15 protein-coding genes are annotated in these 15,791 nt (G+C 65.0%); 5 read left to right on the top strand and 10 right to left on the bottom strand.

Translation table 11 applies throughout. The features are described from left to right. Window positions 1-44: 44 nt before the first annotated feature. Together AC4OR5_RS20250 and AC4OR5_RS20245 are read left to right on the top strand one after the other, a co-directional pair. Window positions 45-602, top strand: a complete 558-nt coding sequence (locus AC4OR5_RS20250; protein ID WP_003086267.1) for a glycine cleavage system transcriptional repressor — start codon at window positions 45-47, stop codon at window positions 600-602. 11 nt (window positions 603-613) lie between these two features. Continuing rightward, window positions 614-1,087, top strand: a complete 474-nt coding sequence (locus tag AC4OR5_RS20245; RefSeq protein ID WP_003086262.1) for a peroxiredoxin — start codon at window positions 614-616, stop codon at window positions 1,085-1,087. 60 nt (window positions 1,088-1,147) lie between these two features. On the opposite strand, the gene AC4OR5_RS20240 is transcribed toward AC4OR5_RS20245, so the two are convergent. Then, window positions 1,148-2,221, bottom strand: coding sequence for an AI-2E family transporter (locus tag AC4OR5_RS20240; RefSeq protein ID WP_003108615.1), 1,074 nt, complete (start codon window positions 2,219-2,221; stop codon window positions 1,148-1,150). Window positions 2,222-2,254: 33 nt separating this feature from the next. Continuing rightward, on the bottom strand, window positions 2,255-2,506 hold the full coding sequence (locus AC4OR5_RS20235; protein WP_003086258.1) for a sulfurtransferase TusA family protein: 252 nt from the start codon (window positions 2,504-2,506) through the stop codon (window positions 2,255-2,257). A gap of 162 nt (window positions 2,507-2,668) precedes the next feature. Between AC4OR5_RS20235 and AC4OR5_RS20230 the strand changes: the two genes are divergently transcribed. Next, window positions 2,669-4,102: a tetratricopeptide repeat protein gene (locus AC4OR5_RS20230; RefSeq protein WP_003086256.1), complete on the top strand. Its 1,434-nt coding sequence runs from the start codon at window positions 2,669-2,671 to the stop codon at window positions 4,100-4,102. A 108-nt stretch (window positions 4,103-4,210) separates the two neighbouring features. Here AC4OR5_RS20230 and nadA read toward each other — a convergent pair whose 3' ends face one another. Continuing rightward, window positions 4,211-5,269 carry a quinolinate synthase NadA gene (nadA, locus tag AC4OR5_RS20225; RefSeq protein WP_003112547.1) on the bottom strand — a complete coding sequence of 353 codons (1,059 nt, stop codon included), beginning with the start codon at window positions 5,267-5,269 and terminating at the stop codon, window positions 4,211-4,213. A gap of 748 nt (window positions 5,270-6,017) precedes the next feature. Here nadA and mvfR point away from each other — a divergent pair. Then, on the top strand, window positions 6,018-7,016 hold the full coding sequence (mvfR, locus tag AC4OR5_RS20220; protein ID WP_003108614.1) for a multiple virulence factor transcriptional regulator MvfR: 999 nt from the start codon (window positions 6,018-6,020) through the stop codon (window positions 7,014-7,016). Here the strand turns inward: mvfR and phnB are convergent. The 7 genes from phnB to pqsA form a co-directional block, all read right to left on the bottom strand. Next, complete coding sequence (phnB, locus tag AC4OR5_RS20215; protein WP_003112548.1) at window positions 6,969-7,571, bottom strand: anthranilate synthase component II; 603 nt, start codon at window positions 7,569-7,571, stop codon at window positions 6,969-6,971. The two genes, mvfR and phnB, sit on opposite strands and share 48 nt — an antisense overlap. Further along, window positions 7,549-9,141, bottom strand: a complete 1,593-nt coding sequence (locus tag AC4OR5_RS20210; RefSeq protein WP_058159952.1) for an anthranilate synthase component 1 — start codon at window positions 9,139-9,141, stop codon at window positions 7,549-7,551. The genes phnB and AC4OR5_RS20210 overlap by 23 nt, the downstream gene beginning before the upstream one ends. A gap of 117 nt (window positions 9,142-9,258) precedes the next feature. Continuing rightward, complete coding sequence (gene pqsE / locus AC4OR5_RS20205; RefSeq protein WP_003086247.1) at window positions 9,259-10,164, bottom strand: 2-aminobenzoylacetyl-CoA thioesterase PqsE; 906 nt, start codon at window positions 10,162-10,164, stop codon at window positions 9,259-9,261. Continuing rightward, window positions 10,158-11,171, bottom strand: a complete 1,014-nt coding sequence (gene pqsD, locus AC4OR5_RS20200) for an anthraniloyl-CoA anthraniloyltransferase (protein WP_003112550.1) — start codon at window positions 11,169-11,171, stop codon at window positions 10,158-10,160. The genes pqsE and pqsD overlap by 7 nt, the downstream gene beginning before the upstream one ends. A gap of 42 nt (window positions 11,172-11,213) precedes the next feature. After that, window positions 11,214-12,260, bottom strand: coding sequence for a 2-heptyl-4(1H)-quinolone synthase subunit PqsC (pqsC, locus tag AC4OR5_RS20195; RefSeq protein ID WP_058159951.1), 1,047 nt, complete (start codon window positions 12,258-12,260; stop codon window positions 11,214-11,216). Next, window positions 12,253-13,104: a 2-heptyl-4(1H)-quinolone synthase subunit PqsB gene (gene pqsB / locus AC4OR5_RS20190; RefSeq protein WP_003108611.1), complete on the bottom strand. Its 852-nt coding sequence runs from the start codon at window positions 13,102-13,104 to the stop codon at window positions 12,253-12,255. The genes pqsC and pqsB overlap by 8 nt, the downstream gene beginning before the upstream one ends. Beyond that, complete coding sequence (gene pqsA / locus AC4OR5_RS20185) at window positions 13,098-14,651, bottom strand: anthranilate--CoA ligase (protein WP_022580151.1); 1,554 nt, start codon at window positions 14,649-14,651, stop codon at window positions 13,098-13,100. Before pqsA ends, pqsB begins: the two co-directional genes overlap by 7 nt. Window positions 14,652-15,208: 557 nt before the next feature. On the opposite strand from pqsA, the gene AC4OR5_RS20180 reads away from it, so the two are divergent. Further along, entirely contained in the window at window positions 15,209-15,730 is a 522-nt protein-coding gene (locus AC4OR5_RS20180; protein ID WP_003086236.1) for a methylated-DNA--[protein]-cysteine S-methyltransferase, read from the top strand. Window positions 15,731-15,791 lie beyond the last annotated feature (61 nt).

Here is a 15,791-nt window from a genome sequence, read left to right as displayed (position 1 = left end):
CTTTAGGTACGGCCCGTGCCGCCAGCGTATTCCAGGAAAGTTGAATGTCCACCAGCCAACCCCGCGAACAATTCCTTCTGATCAGCGCCCTCGGCCCCAATCCGATGGAGCTGACCACCCTGCTCTGCCGCGCCTGCGTCGAGAGCCGCTGCGCCGTGGTCAGCAGCCGCCTGACCCGCCACGGAGAGTTCAGCGCCCTGGTGCTGCAGATCTCCGGAAGCTGGGATGCCCTCGCCCGCCTCGAGGGCAGCCTGCCGGCCCTCACCAAGCGCGGCGACATCACCCTCAGCATGACCCGCAGCAACGCCCACGTGACCCGCGCCCAGGCGTTGCCTTACGTGGCCTATGTCAGCGCGGTGTATCGCCCAGACATCCTCAACGAACTCTGCCAGTTCTTCATCGACCACAACATCGAGCTGGAGAACCTGACCTGCGACACCTACCAGGCGCCGCACACCAACACCACCATGCTCAACGCCACGATTACCGTGACGCTGCCCGCCGGCACCCAGATCAGCTGGCTGCGCGACCAGTTCCTGGACTTCGCCGACGCCCTGAACCTGGATGCCCTGATCGAACCCTGGCGCCCCCAACACCCCTGAGGAGCCGAGCCATGCCGGTCGCAATCGACAAACCCGTACCCGACTTCACCGCCCCCGCAACCAGCGGCAAGGAGGTGACCCTGTCCGCGCTGAAGGGCAAGCAGGTCGTCCTGTACTTCTACCCGAAGGACAGCACTCCCGGTTGCACCACCGAGGGCCAGGGCTTCCGCGACCAGTACGCGGCGTTCCAGAAGGCCAATACCGAGGTCTTCGGCATCTCCCGCGACGGCCTGAAGTCCCACGAGAACTTCAAGTGCAAACAGGAATTCCCCTTCGAGCTGATCAGCGACAAGGATGAAGCGGTCTGCCAGCTGTTCGACGTGATCAAGCTGAAGAAGCTCTACGGCAAGGAATACATGGGCGTCGACCGCAGCACCTTCCTGATCGACAGGGACGGCGTACTGCGCCAGGAGTGGCGCGGCGTGAAGGTGCCCGGGCATGTCGACGCGGTTCTCGCCGCCGCCCAGGCGCTCAACGGCGCCTGAGCCCCGCCCCGAAAAAAAAGGCCGCATCCGCGGCCTTTTTCATTTTTCATGCGGCCGGTGCTATCGCGTGGCTGCCGGAGTCTCGGGAAGGTCCTTGGGCCAGGCATCCAGCACCGCTTTCACCAGGGTCGCCAGGGGGATCGCGAAGAACACGCCCCAGAAGCCCCAGAGCCCGCCGAACAGCAACACCGCGCAGATGATCGCCACCGGGTGCAGGTTCACCGCCTCGGAGAACAGCAGCGGCACCAGCACGTTGCCATCCAGCGCCTGGATGATCGCGTGGGCCACCATCAGGTAGATGAACTGGTCGCTCCAGCCCCACTGGAAGAAGGCGATCATCGCCACCGGTACGCTCACCACCACCGCGCCGATGTACGGCACCACCACCGACAGGCCGACCAGCAGGGCCAGCAGCGCCGCGTAATTGAGCCCCAGGTAGGCGAAGGCGATGTAGGTCACCGCGCCGGTAATGACGATCTCGATGACCTTGCCGCGAATGTAATTGGCGATCTGCTGGTTCATCTCGGCCCAGACCTGTTTCATCAGCCCGCGCTCGCGCGGCAGGTAGCGGTGGAACCAGGTATGGAAGCGCTTCTTGTCCTTGAGGAAGAAGAACACCAGGATCGGCACCAGTACCAGGTAGATCATGACGTTCACCACCACCGGCAGGCTGGCCAGCGACGAGGTCAGCGCCCACTGGCCGATCTGGCCGAATTCGCCGCGCGCGGTCTCGATGGCCTTGAGCACCTGCTCCTCGCTGATCAGGCTGGGATAGCGCTCGGGCAGCATCAGCAGCACGCTCTGCCATTCGCCGAGCATCCGCGGCAGTTCGTTGAACAGGGTGAACAATTGCTGCCAGAGCAGCGGCAGCAGGACCACCAGGAACAGCGCCAGCAAGCCAAGGAACAGGCTGTAGACCAGCCACACGGCGAACAGGTGCGGCACCCGGAAGCGTTCCAGCATGCCGACCACGCCCTGGATCAGGAAGGCGATCACCATCGCCGCCAGTACCGGCGCGAGCATCCCGCCGAAGGCGAGGATGACGCTGAAGCCGAGCACCAGCATGATCGCCAGCACCACTGCCTCCTCGTCGGAGAAGTAGCGCTGCATCCAGTCGCGTAACACCTTGATCATCGGAAATCCTGAATCGGAACGGCGAAGGCTCCGCTAACGCTTGCGCAGCCAGTATCGATAGACGCCTTCGGCGGCCTCTTCGCGCAGCAGTTCATGGCCGGCGAGCTGGGCGAAGGCCCGGAAGTCTCGCTGCGACCCGGCATCGGTGGCGATCACCTTGAGCACCCCGCCGCTGGGCAGGCGGTTCAGCTCCAGCTTGGCCTTTAGCAGGGGCAGCGGACAATTGAGACCACTGGCATCCAGCTCCGCGTCACATACCAGGGGGGATGAATCGTTATCCGTCATGACAGCCTCTCCCGAAGGGCCGACAAGCATACCCAAGCCTATCCGCCGCTGGCCAGTTGAAACGGCGCTCGAAGTCCAACAGCTTCGGGTCTCGGGCAGATACCTAGGCAGTGCCGATAACCAACGGCTAAAGTAAGGCCTTTGCCAACCTGAGCCTCCTGCATGAATGTACTGCGCCCTGCCCTGTTGACGCTCGCCTGCATGCTCGCTTCGCCGGTCATGTCGGACGATCTGCCCTCCCTGGGCGACGCATCTTCCTCAATCGTTTCGCCGGAGCAGGAGTTCCAGTTGGGCCGCGCCTGGCTGAGCATGCTACGCAACCAGGTCGATGCGATCTCCGACCCGCAGCTCAAGGACTTCGTCGAAAGCAGCGTCTACCGGCTGGCCGAAACCAGCGACCTGCAGGACCACCGGCTGGCCTTCATCCTCATCCGCGACGCACAGATCAACGCCTTCGCCGCGCCCGGCGGCGTGATCGGGGTCAACGGCGGGCTACTGCTCAACGCCCAGACCGAAGGCGAGTATGCCGCGGTGCTGGCCCACGAACTCGGCCACCTGATCCAGCGCCACTTCGCCCGCGGCATCGAGGCACAGCAGCGCATGCAACTGCCGGTGATGGCGGCGATGCTCGCCGGCATCGTCGCCGCAGCCGCCGGCGCAGGGGATGCGGGTATCGCGGCGATCGCCGGGACCCAGGCGGCGGCGATCCAGAACCAGTTGCGCTTTTCCCGGCAGAACGAGCAGGAAGCCGACCGCGTCGGCGTCACCAACATGGTTCGCGCCGGTTACGATCCGCGCTCGATGCCGAACATGTTCGAGCGCCTGGCGCGGCAGTATCGCTACGACGGCAAGCCGCCGGAGTTCCTCCTCACCCACCCGGTCACCGAATCGCGTATCGCCGACACCCGCAACCGCGCCGAACAGTATCCCCAGGGCGGCAAGGAAGACAGCCTGCGCTACCAGCAGATGCGCGCGCGCACCCAGTTGCTCTTCGAGGAAACCCCGGGGATGGCCGGCAAGCGCTTCCGCGCCATGCTCAACGACAATCCCAAGCTGGACGCCGCGCGCTACGGACTGGCCATCTCGCAGACGCGCATCGGCCAGCTCAACGATGCCCGTGACAACCTCAGGCAATTGCTGGCGAAGGCGCCCAACGACGTCGCCTACAACCTGGCCCAGGTCGAGCTGGACATCACCGCCAACCGCCTGCCGGATGCCGACCAGCGGTTGAAGAAGATGCTCGCCCAGTTCCCCAGCAGCTACCCGCTGAAACAGGTGCGCGCCGACCTGATGCTGAAGATGAGCAAGCCGCAGGAATCGGAGAAGATCCTCGACGACCTGAGCAAGGCGCGGCCGCTGGACCCGGATGTCTGGAACCGCCTGGCCGAGGTGCGCAGCCTGACCAACAACGCCATCGGCGTGCACCAGGCCCGGGCCGAGTACCTGTCTCTGACCGGCGACTACCAGGCCGCCATCGAGCAGCTCGATTTCGCCAAGCGCCGCGCTGGCGGCAACTTCCAACTGGCTGCGCGACTCGACGCCCGCCAGCAGGAAATTCGCCAGCAGGAAAAGATGGTCAAGGAAATGTTCCGCTGAACGGCGTATCCGAGGAAAAACGCCCGACGATGCTCGTCGAAACAGGAGGTTGGGCGAACAACCGCACCGCGCTTACTCGCCCTACGCAGCGGCACGCCCTCGCCAGGATCAGGCGTTCCCGGCCTGGCGCAGGCGCGCGGCCTGGGTGAAGTCGAGCATGCGCTTCAGCGGACGGACCGCCCTCGGGATCAACGCCGGGTCGACGAAGATTTCCCCGCTGCCCTCGCGCAGGCAGGCCAGGGTCCGCTCGAGCGTGTTCATCGCCATCCACGGGCAGTGCGCGCAGCTGCGGCAGGCGGCGCCGTTGCCGGCGGTGGGGGCCTCGATGAAATCCTTGTCCGGGCACAACTGCTGCATCTTGTAGAAGATGCCGCGATCGGTGGCGACGATGAAGGTCTTGTTCGGCAGGGTCTGCGCGGCCTTGATCAACTGGCTGGTCGAGCCCACGGCATCGGCCAGCGCGACCACGCTTTCCGGCGATTCGGGGTGGACCAGGATGGCGGCGTCCGGGTAGAGCGCCTTCATGTCTTCCAGCTGCTTGGCCTTGAACTCCTCGTGGACGATGCAGGCGCCATCCCAGAGCAGCATGTCGGCCCCCGTCTCGCGCTGGATGTAGCGTCCCAGGTGCTGGTCCGGCGCCCAGAGGATGGGCTCGCCGTTGTCCATCAGGTGTTCGACGATCTCCACCGCGCAACTGGAGGTCACGACCCAGTCTGCGCGTGCCTTCACCGCCGCGGAGGTGTTCGCATAGACCACCACGGTCCGTTCCGGGTGCTGGTCGCAGAATGCCGAGAATTCATCCACCGGGCAGCCCAGGTCGAGCGAGCAGGTCGCTTCGAGGGTCGGCATCAGCACACGCTTCTCAGGGTTGAGGATCTTCGCCGTCTCGCCCATGAAGCGCACCCCGGCCACGACCACCGTCTGCGCCGGATGCTGGTTGCCGAAACGGGCCATCTCCAGCGAATCGGATACGCAACCGCCGGTCTCCTCGGCCAACGCCTGGATCACCGGGTCGCAGTAGTAATGCGCCACCAGTACAGCATTTTGCGCCTTCAGTTCGGCCGCGATCGCCGCGCGATGCTCGGCGCTCTCCTGCTCGCTCAACACACGGGGTTGCTTGGCGGCCAGGTGGGCCTGTACCAGGAGTCGTTCGGAAATGTGCGTCATAGTCGCTACACCTGAAGGCGCAACAGCGCGTCTCTCGATTTTATACCCGGCGGCAGGCTGGACCGCAGGGAACTGACGATTGCAGGTTTCGGGCACGGCACCCGTGTCCCCCTTGAGCAAACCCCGGGGATCCGCCTGCAAGGCCGCGGATTCTAACCGCATAGGTCGCGCCAGGGCCATCCCGGCATCCGTACCGGCCTGGCCGGTGGCTACGCTAACAAAAGACATAGGTTTCGGTCGTTAGACCTACGCGACATAATTTTTTCGTTTCTTAGAACCGTCCCTGGCTCGGCTCGCTCCACGACCGAACACGAGATGCCGGCATGCCAGCGTTAATACTTTGGTATTAGGCCCTTGGTATTAACGTTAAATAACCGGTAAATATCCGGATTTTCTTTTCGTCGAATTTACGAGCAATATGAAACATATTTCGTTGAAATAAGCTCTTCTTTCACATAATTATAAAAATATCCTGAAACAGAGCCGTCATCCCTCACCTCCAAAACGACGACTCCCCGTGCCGTGCGCCCGCCGCGCAGAAAGCGAGCCGGCGGCCGATTCCACCCTCGCACGCCAGCCCTTGCGCTTCACTGACCGACGGGAGGTTTCCCCGATGAAAACGTCATCCAGAAGACAAGTTGAAACACTCGGGCGCTATCTATCGAGTCCTCGACGCTTCTTCCACAGTAGCGGCAACCTGACCCGATCAAGGGAAGCGGCACGCGCCACCCAATAAAAGGAATAAGGGATGCCTATTCATAACCTGAATCACGTGAACATGTTCCTCCAGGTCATCGCCTCCGGTTCGATTTCCTCCGCTGCGCGGATCCTGCGCAAGTCGCACACCGCGGTCAGCTCGGCGGTCAGCAACCTGGAAATCGACCTGTGCGTGGAGCTGGTCCGTCGGGACGGCTACAAGGTCGAACCCACCGAGCAGGCGCTTCGCCTGATCCCTTACATGCGCAGCCTGCTGAACTACCAGCAGCTGATCGGCGACATCGCCTTCAATCTCAACAAGGGTCCGCGCAATCTCCGGGTGTTGCTGGACACCGCCATCCCGCCGTCGTTCTGCGATACGGTGAGCAGCGTACTGCTCGACGATTTCAACATGGTCAGCCTGATACGCACCTCGCCCGCCGATAGCCTGGCGACGATCAAGCAGGACAACGCGGAAATCGATATCGCCATCACCATCGACGAGGAACTGAAGATCTCCCGCTTCAACCAGTGCGTGCTCGGCTACACCAAGGCGTTCGTCGTCGCCCATCCGCAGCACCCGTTGTGCAATGCCTCCCTGCACAGCATCGCGAGCCTGGCCAATTACCGGCAGATCAGCCTCGGCAGCCGCTCCGGGCAGCATTCGAACCTGCTGCGGCCGGTCAGCGACAAGGTGCTCTTCGTGGAAAACTTCGACGACATGCTGCGTCTGGTGGAAGCCGGCGTCGGATGGGGCATCGCGCCGCATTATTTCGTCGAGGAACGCCTGCGCAACGGTACCCTGGCAGTCCTCAGCGAACTCTACGAACCGGGCGGCATCGACACCAAGGTGTATTGCTACTACAACACCGCGCTGGAATCCGAGCGCAGCTTCCTGCGCTTTCTCGAAAGCGCCCGCCAGCGCCTGCGCGAACTCGGCCGCCAGCGTTTCGACGATGCGCCGGCCTGGCAACCGAGCATCGTCGAAACGGCGCAGCGCCGCTCAGGCCCGAAGGCGCTCGCGTACCGCCAGCGCGCCGCACCAGAGTAGAGCGTTCTCCAGCAGACGCTGGCCGTGGGTGGTGAGAATCGACTCGGGATGGAACTGCAAGCCCAGCTGTCGATTGCGCGGATCGGCCATCGCCATGATCTCGCCATCGGCATCGGCCAGGCAGTCGAAACCTTCCGGCAGGCGACTGACCACCAGCGAGTGGTAGCGCGCGACGCGCAGGTCAGCGATGCCGTCGAACAGCGGGTGACGCTGATCGAAACGCAGGGACGTGCTCTTGCCGTGCAGCGGCTTCCTCGCCTCGCCCACCGCGCCACCGGCGGCCAGCGCCAGCGCCTGGTGGCCGAGGCAGACGCCGAGCACCGGCAAGCGCCCGCGGGCCCAGGCGAGCAATTCCAGCATGCAGCCGGCGTCTTCCGGCCGACCGGGCCCCGGCGACAGCACCAGCAGTTCGCAACCGTCGGCCAGCAATGCCGCCTGGATCGTCGGCAACGGCGTATCGTTGCGCATCACCCGGACCTCCGCGCCGAGCAGGCAGAACTGCTCGACCAGGTTGTAGGTGAAGGAATCGAAGTTATCCAACAGCGTGATGCGCATCGCGCTCTCCCCTTTCGCGTTCGGCAGCGGCCACGGCGGTCAGCACCGCCAGCGCCTTGTTGCGGGTTTCCTCGGCCTCCAGCCGTGGATCCGAATCCAGCACCACGCCGGCGCCTGCCCGGACCCGGGCGATACCTTCGCGGACCTCGGCGGAGCGGATGACGATGCTGGTATCGAGGTTGCCGGCGCTGTCGAGAATGCCGATCGCGCCACCGTAGCTGCCGCGATAGCCATCCTCGTACTGCCGCAGCAACTGCATGGCACGGACCTTCGGCGCACCGACCAGGGTGCCCATGTTCAGGCAGGCACGGTAGGCATGCAGCGCATCCAGTTCGCCATGCAGTTCGCCAGCCACGCGCGAGACCAGGTGCATCACGTGGCTGTAGCGATCGACCTTGAGCATGTCGCGCACCTGCCGCGTACCGCTGCGGCAGACCCGCGCCAGATCGTTGCGCGCTAGGTCGACCAGCATCATGTGCTCGGCGATCTCCTTGGCGTCCAGGCGCAACTCCGCTTCCAGGCGATTGTCCAGTTCCGCATCGATGGCGCCCCGGGCATCGCGTCCGCGCGGGCGGGTGCCGGCGATGGGATAGAGTTCCACCTCGCGACTCTCCGCGTCGTACTTCAATGCCGACTCCGGCGAAGCGCCGAACAGGCAGAAGTCCCCCGCATCGAGGAAGAAGCGGTACGGGCTGGGGTTGCGCAGGCACAACTGGCGATAGGCCCGCCAGGGGTCCGCACACGGCATGCTGAAGCTGCGCGACGGTACGATCTGGAACACGTCGCCGGCCCTCACGTGGGCCTGCAGGCGCTCTACCTGGCGGGCAAAGCTCGCATCGTCCAGGTCGACCTGGTAGTTGCCGGCCCGTACGCCTGCCACCGGCGACTCGGAAGCCTCCTCCACGGCGCCATGGAATTCGTCGGCACACTGGCGCAGGCTGGCGGCCAACCGGTCGTGCCCGGCCGGATCGTGGACGAACGCCTGCAGCGAAGTCCGGCGCGCCAGGTGATCGATGTCCAGCAGCAACTCCGGCACCAGGAACAGGTAGTCCGGGCAATGCCGCGCAGGTTCGGCCGGCGCCGGCAAGGGTTCGAACTGCTCGGCCAGGTCGAAGCTGAACAGGCCGCCCAGCAGCGCGGGCCCCTCCGCGTCGCCCAGCGTTCCGAGCACGCGGCGCAGCGCCTCCAGGCTGGACAGGCCATGCAGGCGTCGCCACTCGTCCGCATGCGACTCTTCCTGGGGGAAGCGCCAGTGCAGGGTGTCGCCGTCACGCAAGCAGGTGACCTGGGCCGGACAGGCCTCGCTCAACGGCGCCAGCAAGGCGCGTCCATTGGCGTTCAACGCCCGCAGCACCACATCGCGCCCCCAGCACTCGATGCGCAGGCAGCTGGAAAGGATCGCCACGCTACGCCGCGCAGCCTTGCTGTCCACGTCGAAGCAGTCGAACAGCATCCGGTTGGCGCCGGCCATGCGCCAGATCGACAGCGCCTCCGGCACCAGCGTGCGGTACTCCAGACTTTCTTCCAGTCGATAGCCAACCCCGCTCACGAGCCACCTCCTCGCGCCCATGGGCGACTGGCCTGCGCGACGCTAGCGCGCAACGGCATGTTCATCATCGATACCCCCCCTTTTCCCCCAATTGCGACCGCTGCCGTCGGCGGCGATCGCCGCAATGGATGTCCCGTCTCAGTCCAGAGGCAGCGCCTGGCGGGAGAGAATCTCCAGCATCCGGCGCATGCTCCCCAAGTGCAGTTCGCCGGGCAGGAAGTCGACGCTCTGCCCACCCCAGGCGCGGTGCAGCTCCTCGCTCAGTTCGTCGAGGGATTCGCCCATGGACTGGCGCCAGAGCAACCGCCGGCACAGGCGCAGACACTCGGTATAGGCCGACTCGGCCCCATCCGCGGCCAGCCGCCCCCGCAGCAGGCCGCCGTGTCCCGGGATCAGTTGCAGCAGGGTCGGCAGACGCTGCAGACGTTCCAGGGACTCCAGGTAAGCCTCCATGTCGTCGAACACCAGCGGCCGCCACACCCCCTCTGCCTCGTCGAACTCGCCCAGGGCATCGCCGCAGAACAGGCGTCGGCGTCGCACGTCGTAGAAAACCACGTGATCGTCGCTGTGGCCGTGGGCCTCTATGACCTGCAGGCGATGCCGCGGTCCCAGCTCCAGCCACTCGCCGTCGGCCACCGCGCGAACCGGCAGAGCGTCCCAGGCACAGGCCTCGGGCAACCGCTGCTCCGCACGCAACAGTTGCCGGTTCAAGCGCTCGACCACCCGCACCGCGCTTTCCGACTTCCAGGCCTGGCAGGTCCGCTCGGACGCCAGGACCTGTACGTTCGGCAGCCGCGGACACAGGTAGGGCAGCAGGCCGCAGTGGTCGTAGTGCTTGTGGGTGATCAGCCAGTAGTGCACCTGGGACGGGTCGGCGACCCAGCGGCACAGGTCCGCCCAAACCAATTCGGCATCCCGGCTGATCCCTCCTTCAACCAGCGCCCAGCTCGCCTCACCGAGACGCAGCAGAAACACCGGCACCTGGACGTCCCCCAACAGGCACAGGTCATCATCCAGTTGACCGGGAGCCGAAAGCCTCAACATGGCCGGTTCACCTCCTCAGGTTTACGGTACAGCGCCGCGCCCCAGGTCGCGCCGGAACCGTAGGTCAGGACCAGCACCCGCTGTCCGGGCTGGATGTCCGGCCAGAACATCGCCAGCGTGACCGGGGTCGAGGCCGAAGCCATGTTGCCCAGACGATCCACGGTCACCGCGAACTTGTGCTGGGGAATGCCCAGTTGCTCCTGCACCGCATCGAGGATGCGCAGGTTCGGTTGATGGCAGATCACATGGTCGATGTCGTCCAGGGTCAGCTCATGGGCCGCGAGCATTTCGCCGGCGATCCGTACCAGGGTCTGGCTGGCATGCTCGAACATCGGCCGGCCGCGCATGAGGAACTCGCCCCCGCCCTCGCGCAGGACGTTCTCGTCGAGGAAGGTCGGCGAGGCACTACCCGGCGCCGCGGTCATCAGCAGGTCGAAGTAGTTGCCGTCGGCGCCCAGGCGCAGGTCCAGCAGTCCGTCTTCGAGACTCTCGCCGGCGCTGACCACCACCGCGCCGGCACCGTCGCCGAGCAGGATCGACAGGTTGCGGCCGCGGTCCGAACAGTCCATGCGCTTGGACAGCACCTCGCCGCAGACCACCAGGACATGCCGTGCCAGCCCGGCGAGGATCTGCCCGCGAGCCATCTGCAAGCCGTACAGCAACCCGCTGCACTGTGCCCGGATATCCAGCACCGGGATGTGCCGCAGGCCCAGCAGCGGCTGGATCAGGCAGGCCTGGGACGGGTCGTGGTGGTCCGGCGACAGGGTGTTCACCAGCAACAGGTCGATGTCCTCCGGCAGCAGCCCGGCAGCCTCGATGGCCTGGCGCGCCGCCGGCACCATCAGCGCGCTGACCGCCTGTTCCGGCTCGACGTGATAGCGGGTGCGTACGCCGGTGCGTTCAACGATGAACTCATCCGACGTGTTGATGCGCCCTACCAGGTCATGATTGCTGACCTGGCGTTTCGGCAGGCTGAAACCCAGCCCGGCCAGGATCGGATTACCCATGTACAGCCCTCCTCGGACACCGTGGTTCAACATGGCGATGCCTCAGCACACCAGCACCTCGCCCAATTGCCAGACCTGGGCGGCGAAACCCCAGCCGGTGGCTGCGCCGGCCATGACGATACGATCGCCGGGGCGGATCTTGCCCTCGCGCAGGCCGGTCATCAGGGTGTACGGGATGGAAACGGAGATCATCACGCCGGTATCGCCCATCGTCAGCTGGTACTGCTCCGGACGGGCACCGATGCCCTCGGCCCAGGCCTTGACCAGGAACGGCGCTGGCTGGTGGAAGACGAAATAATCGATGTCATCGCTGCCCAGGCCGGCCTTTTCCAACGCCCGGCGCATCGCGATCGGCACGTTGGTCGGGACGAAGCTGGCCATCTTGTTCTGGCCGTCGCTGAACAACGAGAAATACAGCCGCGGCTTGGCCTCGCCGGTCGGGTTTTCCGGCAGGCGCCAGCGACCGGTGGCCACTTCATAGAACGTGGCGTCGCTGTGTTCGGCCGAAGCCAGCAGATCGCAGCTGTCGTCGTCGCCGCGGGTCAGCAGGGCCACCGCGCAGCCATCGGCGAACAGGGTCGAGGTACGCGAGGTGAAGTCGAGCAGGTTGGAGATGTACTCGCTGCACACCACCAGCACTTTCTCGGCCTTGCCCTGGCGGATCATGCTCGCTGCCAGGCGCAGGTTGAGCAGGAAGCTGGCGCACTCCATCTGCGAATCCAATGGCAGCGCCCGGCTCAGGCCGAGCTGCTTGGACAGCACGTTGGCCATGCGCGGATAGAGACGCCCGCGCAGGTCCGGCAGGACATCGCCGGCGTCGGTCATGATCGGCGAGGAAGCCGAGCAGATCAGCATGTCCACGCTATCCGGCGCGGTAACGCTGCTGCGCAGCAGGCGCTCGGCGGCCCGGACCACCAGGCTGAACTCGTTCTCGCCGTTCCGCGGGTCGAAATAGCCCCGCCGATTGACGCCCCAGAATTGCCACCAGGACTCGCTGAGGTCCGGTACCGCAGCGAACACCGGATCGTCGTTTTCGTAGCTGCGAGCCGGAAGTTCACAGGTGATAGCTGCCAGTTTGACCTTATGCATGAGCTTCTCCCGCCAGTTCCAGGGTCACGCCCTCCACCACCATGCCGAACGGATCGAAGCTGATCAGCAGCAGTTCATCCAGACGGTCGCGCTGTGCCGCGCGCAGTTGCGACGCCAGTTCGAACGGCCCCAGGCAACGACCATCGGGCCGTCCCTGGCCGAACCATTCCTCGCGCACCCAGTTCAGTTGCGGGAAGTCCCCGGCCAGACGGGTGAATCCGGCGCGTACCGCTTCGGGCAATCCAGGTTGGGCCGGCAGGTTGAGGTGTCCCTTGACGTCGCCTACCTGGCGAATATCGGTATTCAGCGGAATGCTCAGCGGCAGCCATTCCTGCGCCGGATCACCGCCCAGCGCACCGCGACGGAACGCGGCCTTGCCGGTCGGCCGGCAGAGCAGCGCCAGGGCGCCGTCGGCAAGGGCGAAGCCGGACTCGCTGTCCACTTCCAATCCCTGGCTGGATTCGCCGCGCACGACCAGGACGTTGCGATAGCCCTGGTCGCTGGCGAGGGTATCGACCACGTAGAGGGCGCGGGCCAGGCTCGAGTCGGTGAGGTCGAAGACATGCGCGCGATTCGCGCCGAGGACCTTCTGCAACGGATGGCCGATCTTCGGCGCCATGATGTCGCGGTTCTCGATCAGATGGTCGGGAGACAGGGCGAGGCCGACGATCAGGTCGATCTCCTCGGGCTTGACCGCCGCCTCGTCCAGGGCTTCGCGAACCGCCGGCAGCAAGCGCTGCATCAGCATCTCGTCGCCCTGGGCGCGAGGGCGTTCGCCTCCCAGCGGCCCCTCCAGACACACATAGGATGGGGGCAGGTTCACCCCCACAGCCTGAATCAACATGCCCGTTCCTCCGGAAGGTTGTCGTGATAAAGGGTGTCGGCCAGGTGGCGCAGCTCGGCGCGCGCCAACTTGCCGTTGTCGTTGCGCGGCAAGGCCGGCAGCACATGCAATTGGCTGGGCAGCATGTGCGAGGGAATCTGTTCGGCGAGATGCTGGTCGATGCGCTGCGCCAGCAGGATCTGGTTGTCGTCCAGCGGAGTGGCCAGGGTGACGAACAGGGTCGGACGCAAGCCGTCGTGCAGCCGGCAGGTAGGAACCAGAACCGCCTCGCTCACTTCCGGCAGATGACGGCAGATCGCCTGCTCGACCTGGGTCGGCACCACCCAGCGGCCATTCACCTTGAACAGATCGTCTTCCCGCCCACAGTGACGGTAGGCACCCGACTCGTCGCGCTCGAACAGGTCGCCGGTGCGGTACCAGCCACCTGCGAAGCGCGCCTGCTGCTCTTCGCTGGCCCGCCAGTAACCCGGACTCAGCCCAGGGCCACGCACCAACAGCACGCCTTGCCGGCCCGCTTCCTCGATAGTGTGTCCTTCGCGGTCCACCAGCCGGCACTCATAGCCAGGCAACGGCAGCCCGGTGCTGTCGGCACGCGCCTGGCCCGGGCGGTTGGCGAGGAACACATGGCCGACCTCGGTAGCCCCGATGCCGTCGCAGATCTCCAGCCCGTGCGCGGCCCAGAATTCGAACTCGCCGCGCGGCAGCGGCGAGCCGGCGGAAAACGCCAGGCGCACGCTGCTCAACAGCTCCCTGGCCTGCGCACGCAGCGAGGCATAGATGGCCGGCACCCCAAACAGGACCCGGGGGCGGAAGGCGACCAGGTTCTCCAGAACCCGCTCCGGGCTCGGCCAGGTATCGTCGAGCAGCGCCGAGGCTCCGCTGAACCAGGGAAAGAACAGGCTGTTGCCCATGCCATAGCCGAAGAACATCTTGGGAATCGAATACAGCCGGTCTCCCGCCTGCAATGCCAGCAACTCCGTAGCGAACGCCCGGCAGAAACCGAGCGTGTTGCGCAGGCTGTGCATCACCCCCTTGGGCGCCCCGGTGGAACCCGAGGTGTATTGCAGGAAACAGGCTGCCGCCGGGTCCTGGCGATGGAAGGCACTCCAATCGAGGTCCGCAGGACCGACCAGCGCGTCCAGCGAGAAATCGTCGAGCAAAGGGCGTCCGGCGGCCGCACGCAAGGTCAACGGCGCCAAAGGACCGCTCAGCGACGGTGCATCGGCTTCACGCACCACCAGGCTGGCCTGGCAGTCGGCAGCGATATCGGCCAGGGCCTGCTCGCGGGACTTGGGATTGATCACGGCGGGAATGGCGCCGACCGCGATGCAGGCCAGGAACAGGCAGGCCAGCGAAGGCGAGTCGTTCAACGCCAGCACCACGCGATCGCCGGGCTTGAGCAGGCGGGCCAGTTGGCTGGCCTGGGAGAGAATGTAGGTCCGGCATTGCAGCCGGCTGAGAGTCTGGCCCCGATAGTGATAAACGGCGGTATCGGGATCGAAATCGAGGCGGAACAGAACCTCGGTCAGGTTGGCCAATGTGGACATGACAGAACGTTCCCTCTTCAGCGATATGCATCCGAATCAGGAGATACCTGAGCCAGAGCGCTTGCTTTGTCAGGAACGGGAAACTAGCGGCGCTGGGCGAAGCGCGATATTCGGAGTCCGAACGAAAAAGTTTCGGGGAGAAGAACCACGGGCTTAGTAGGCCGCGGCAATCGGCGCTATCCAAACCGCGAGAAATTTGGCACACCCACCGGACTGCGCGGGATCCGAGAACGGCAACCAAGCAAGAAGGGCGGCAGCCTCTTTACGCAAGACCCCACTGGCCAGACAAAAACCGTTACAACCCTTGCTCGAGGCCTCGTCAGAACCCATGAGATGGCAAACCAATGACAACCCACTTTGCTCGGCAAATCGCCTCCCAGATCTCACAGTTCGAGGCGCTCGGCCTGGGCCCCAAGGGGGCGACGGCATGCCTGGAAGCGGGCGGCCATCCATCCGGCCGATAGCGCTCCACCCCGTCTCGCCTGCCATTTGCAGGCCTCCCTGTTGAAATCCCATTGCGTAGTACACTGGGCGAGCCCGCCGAAGAGGACACCTACATGCCCCATAGCTACAGGAAAATGGAATCGCCGGTCGGGACACTGACCCTGGTAGCCAGGGACGATGCCTTTCTGGTCGCGATTCTTTGGCAGCATGAGCGTCCCAACCGAGTACCGCTGGACGAGATGCGCCTCTCCGAGGACAGCTCCCTCCTGGCGGAAACCGAACGCCAGTTGCGGGAATATTTTTCCGGCAAACGTTCCCGGTTCGAACTCCCGCTCGACTTCCAAGGTACCGAATTTCAGAAAAAGGTCTGGTCCGCCCTGCTCACCATTCCATTCGGCGAAACCCGCAGCTATACGGAAATAGCCGTGCAGATCGGCAGCCCCAACGCAGTACGGGCGGTTGGAGCCGCCAACGGACGAAACCCACTGTCCATTGTTGCACCTTGCCATAGGGTGATCGGAGCCTCTGGCGGCCTCACCGGTTTCGCCGGTGGGTTGGCCGCCAAGCAGTGGTTGCTGCGCTTGGAAACCCGAGGCAGGACACCGGACCTGTTGAGCATGATCGAGGACGAGTGAGCTGCCGCTTGCCCTCGCGCCCGGTGTTCAGCGGGAAAATCCTCGCCTTTTGCCTTGACCC

This window comes from Pseudomonas sp. YA1 (assembly GCF_058680555.1).
Note: the sequence above shows the minus strand (reverse complement) of the source record. Positions and strands in the feature narration are given on the sequence as shown.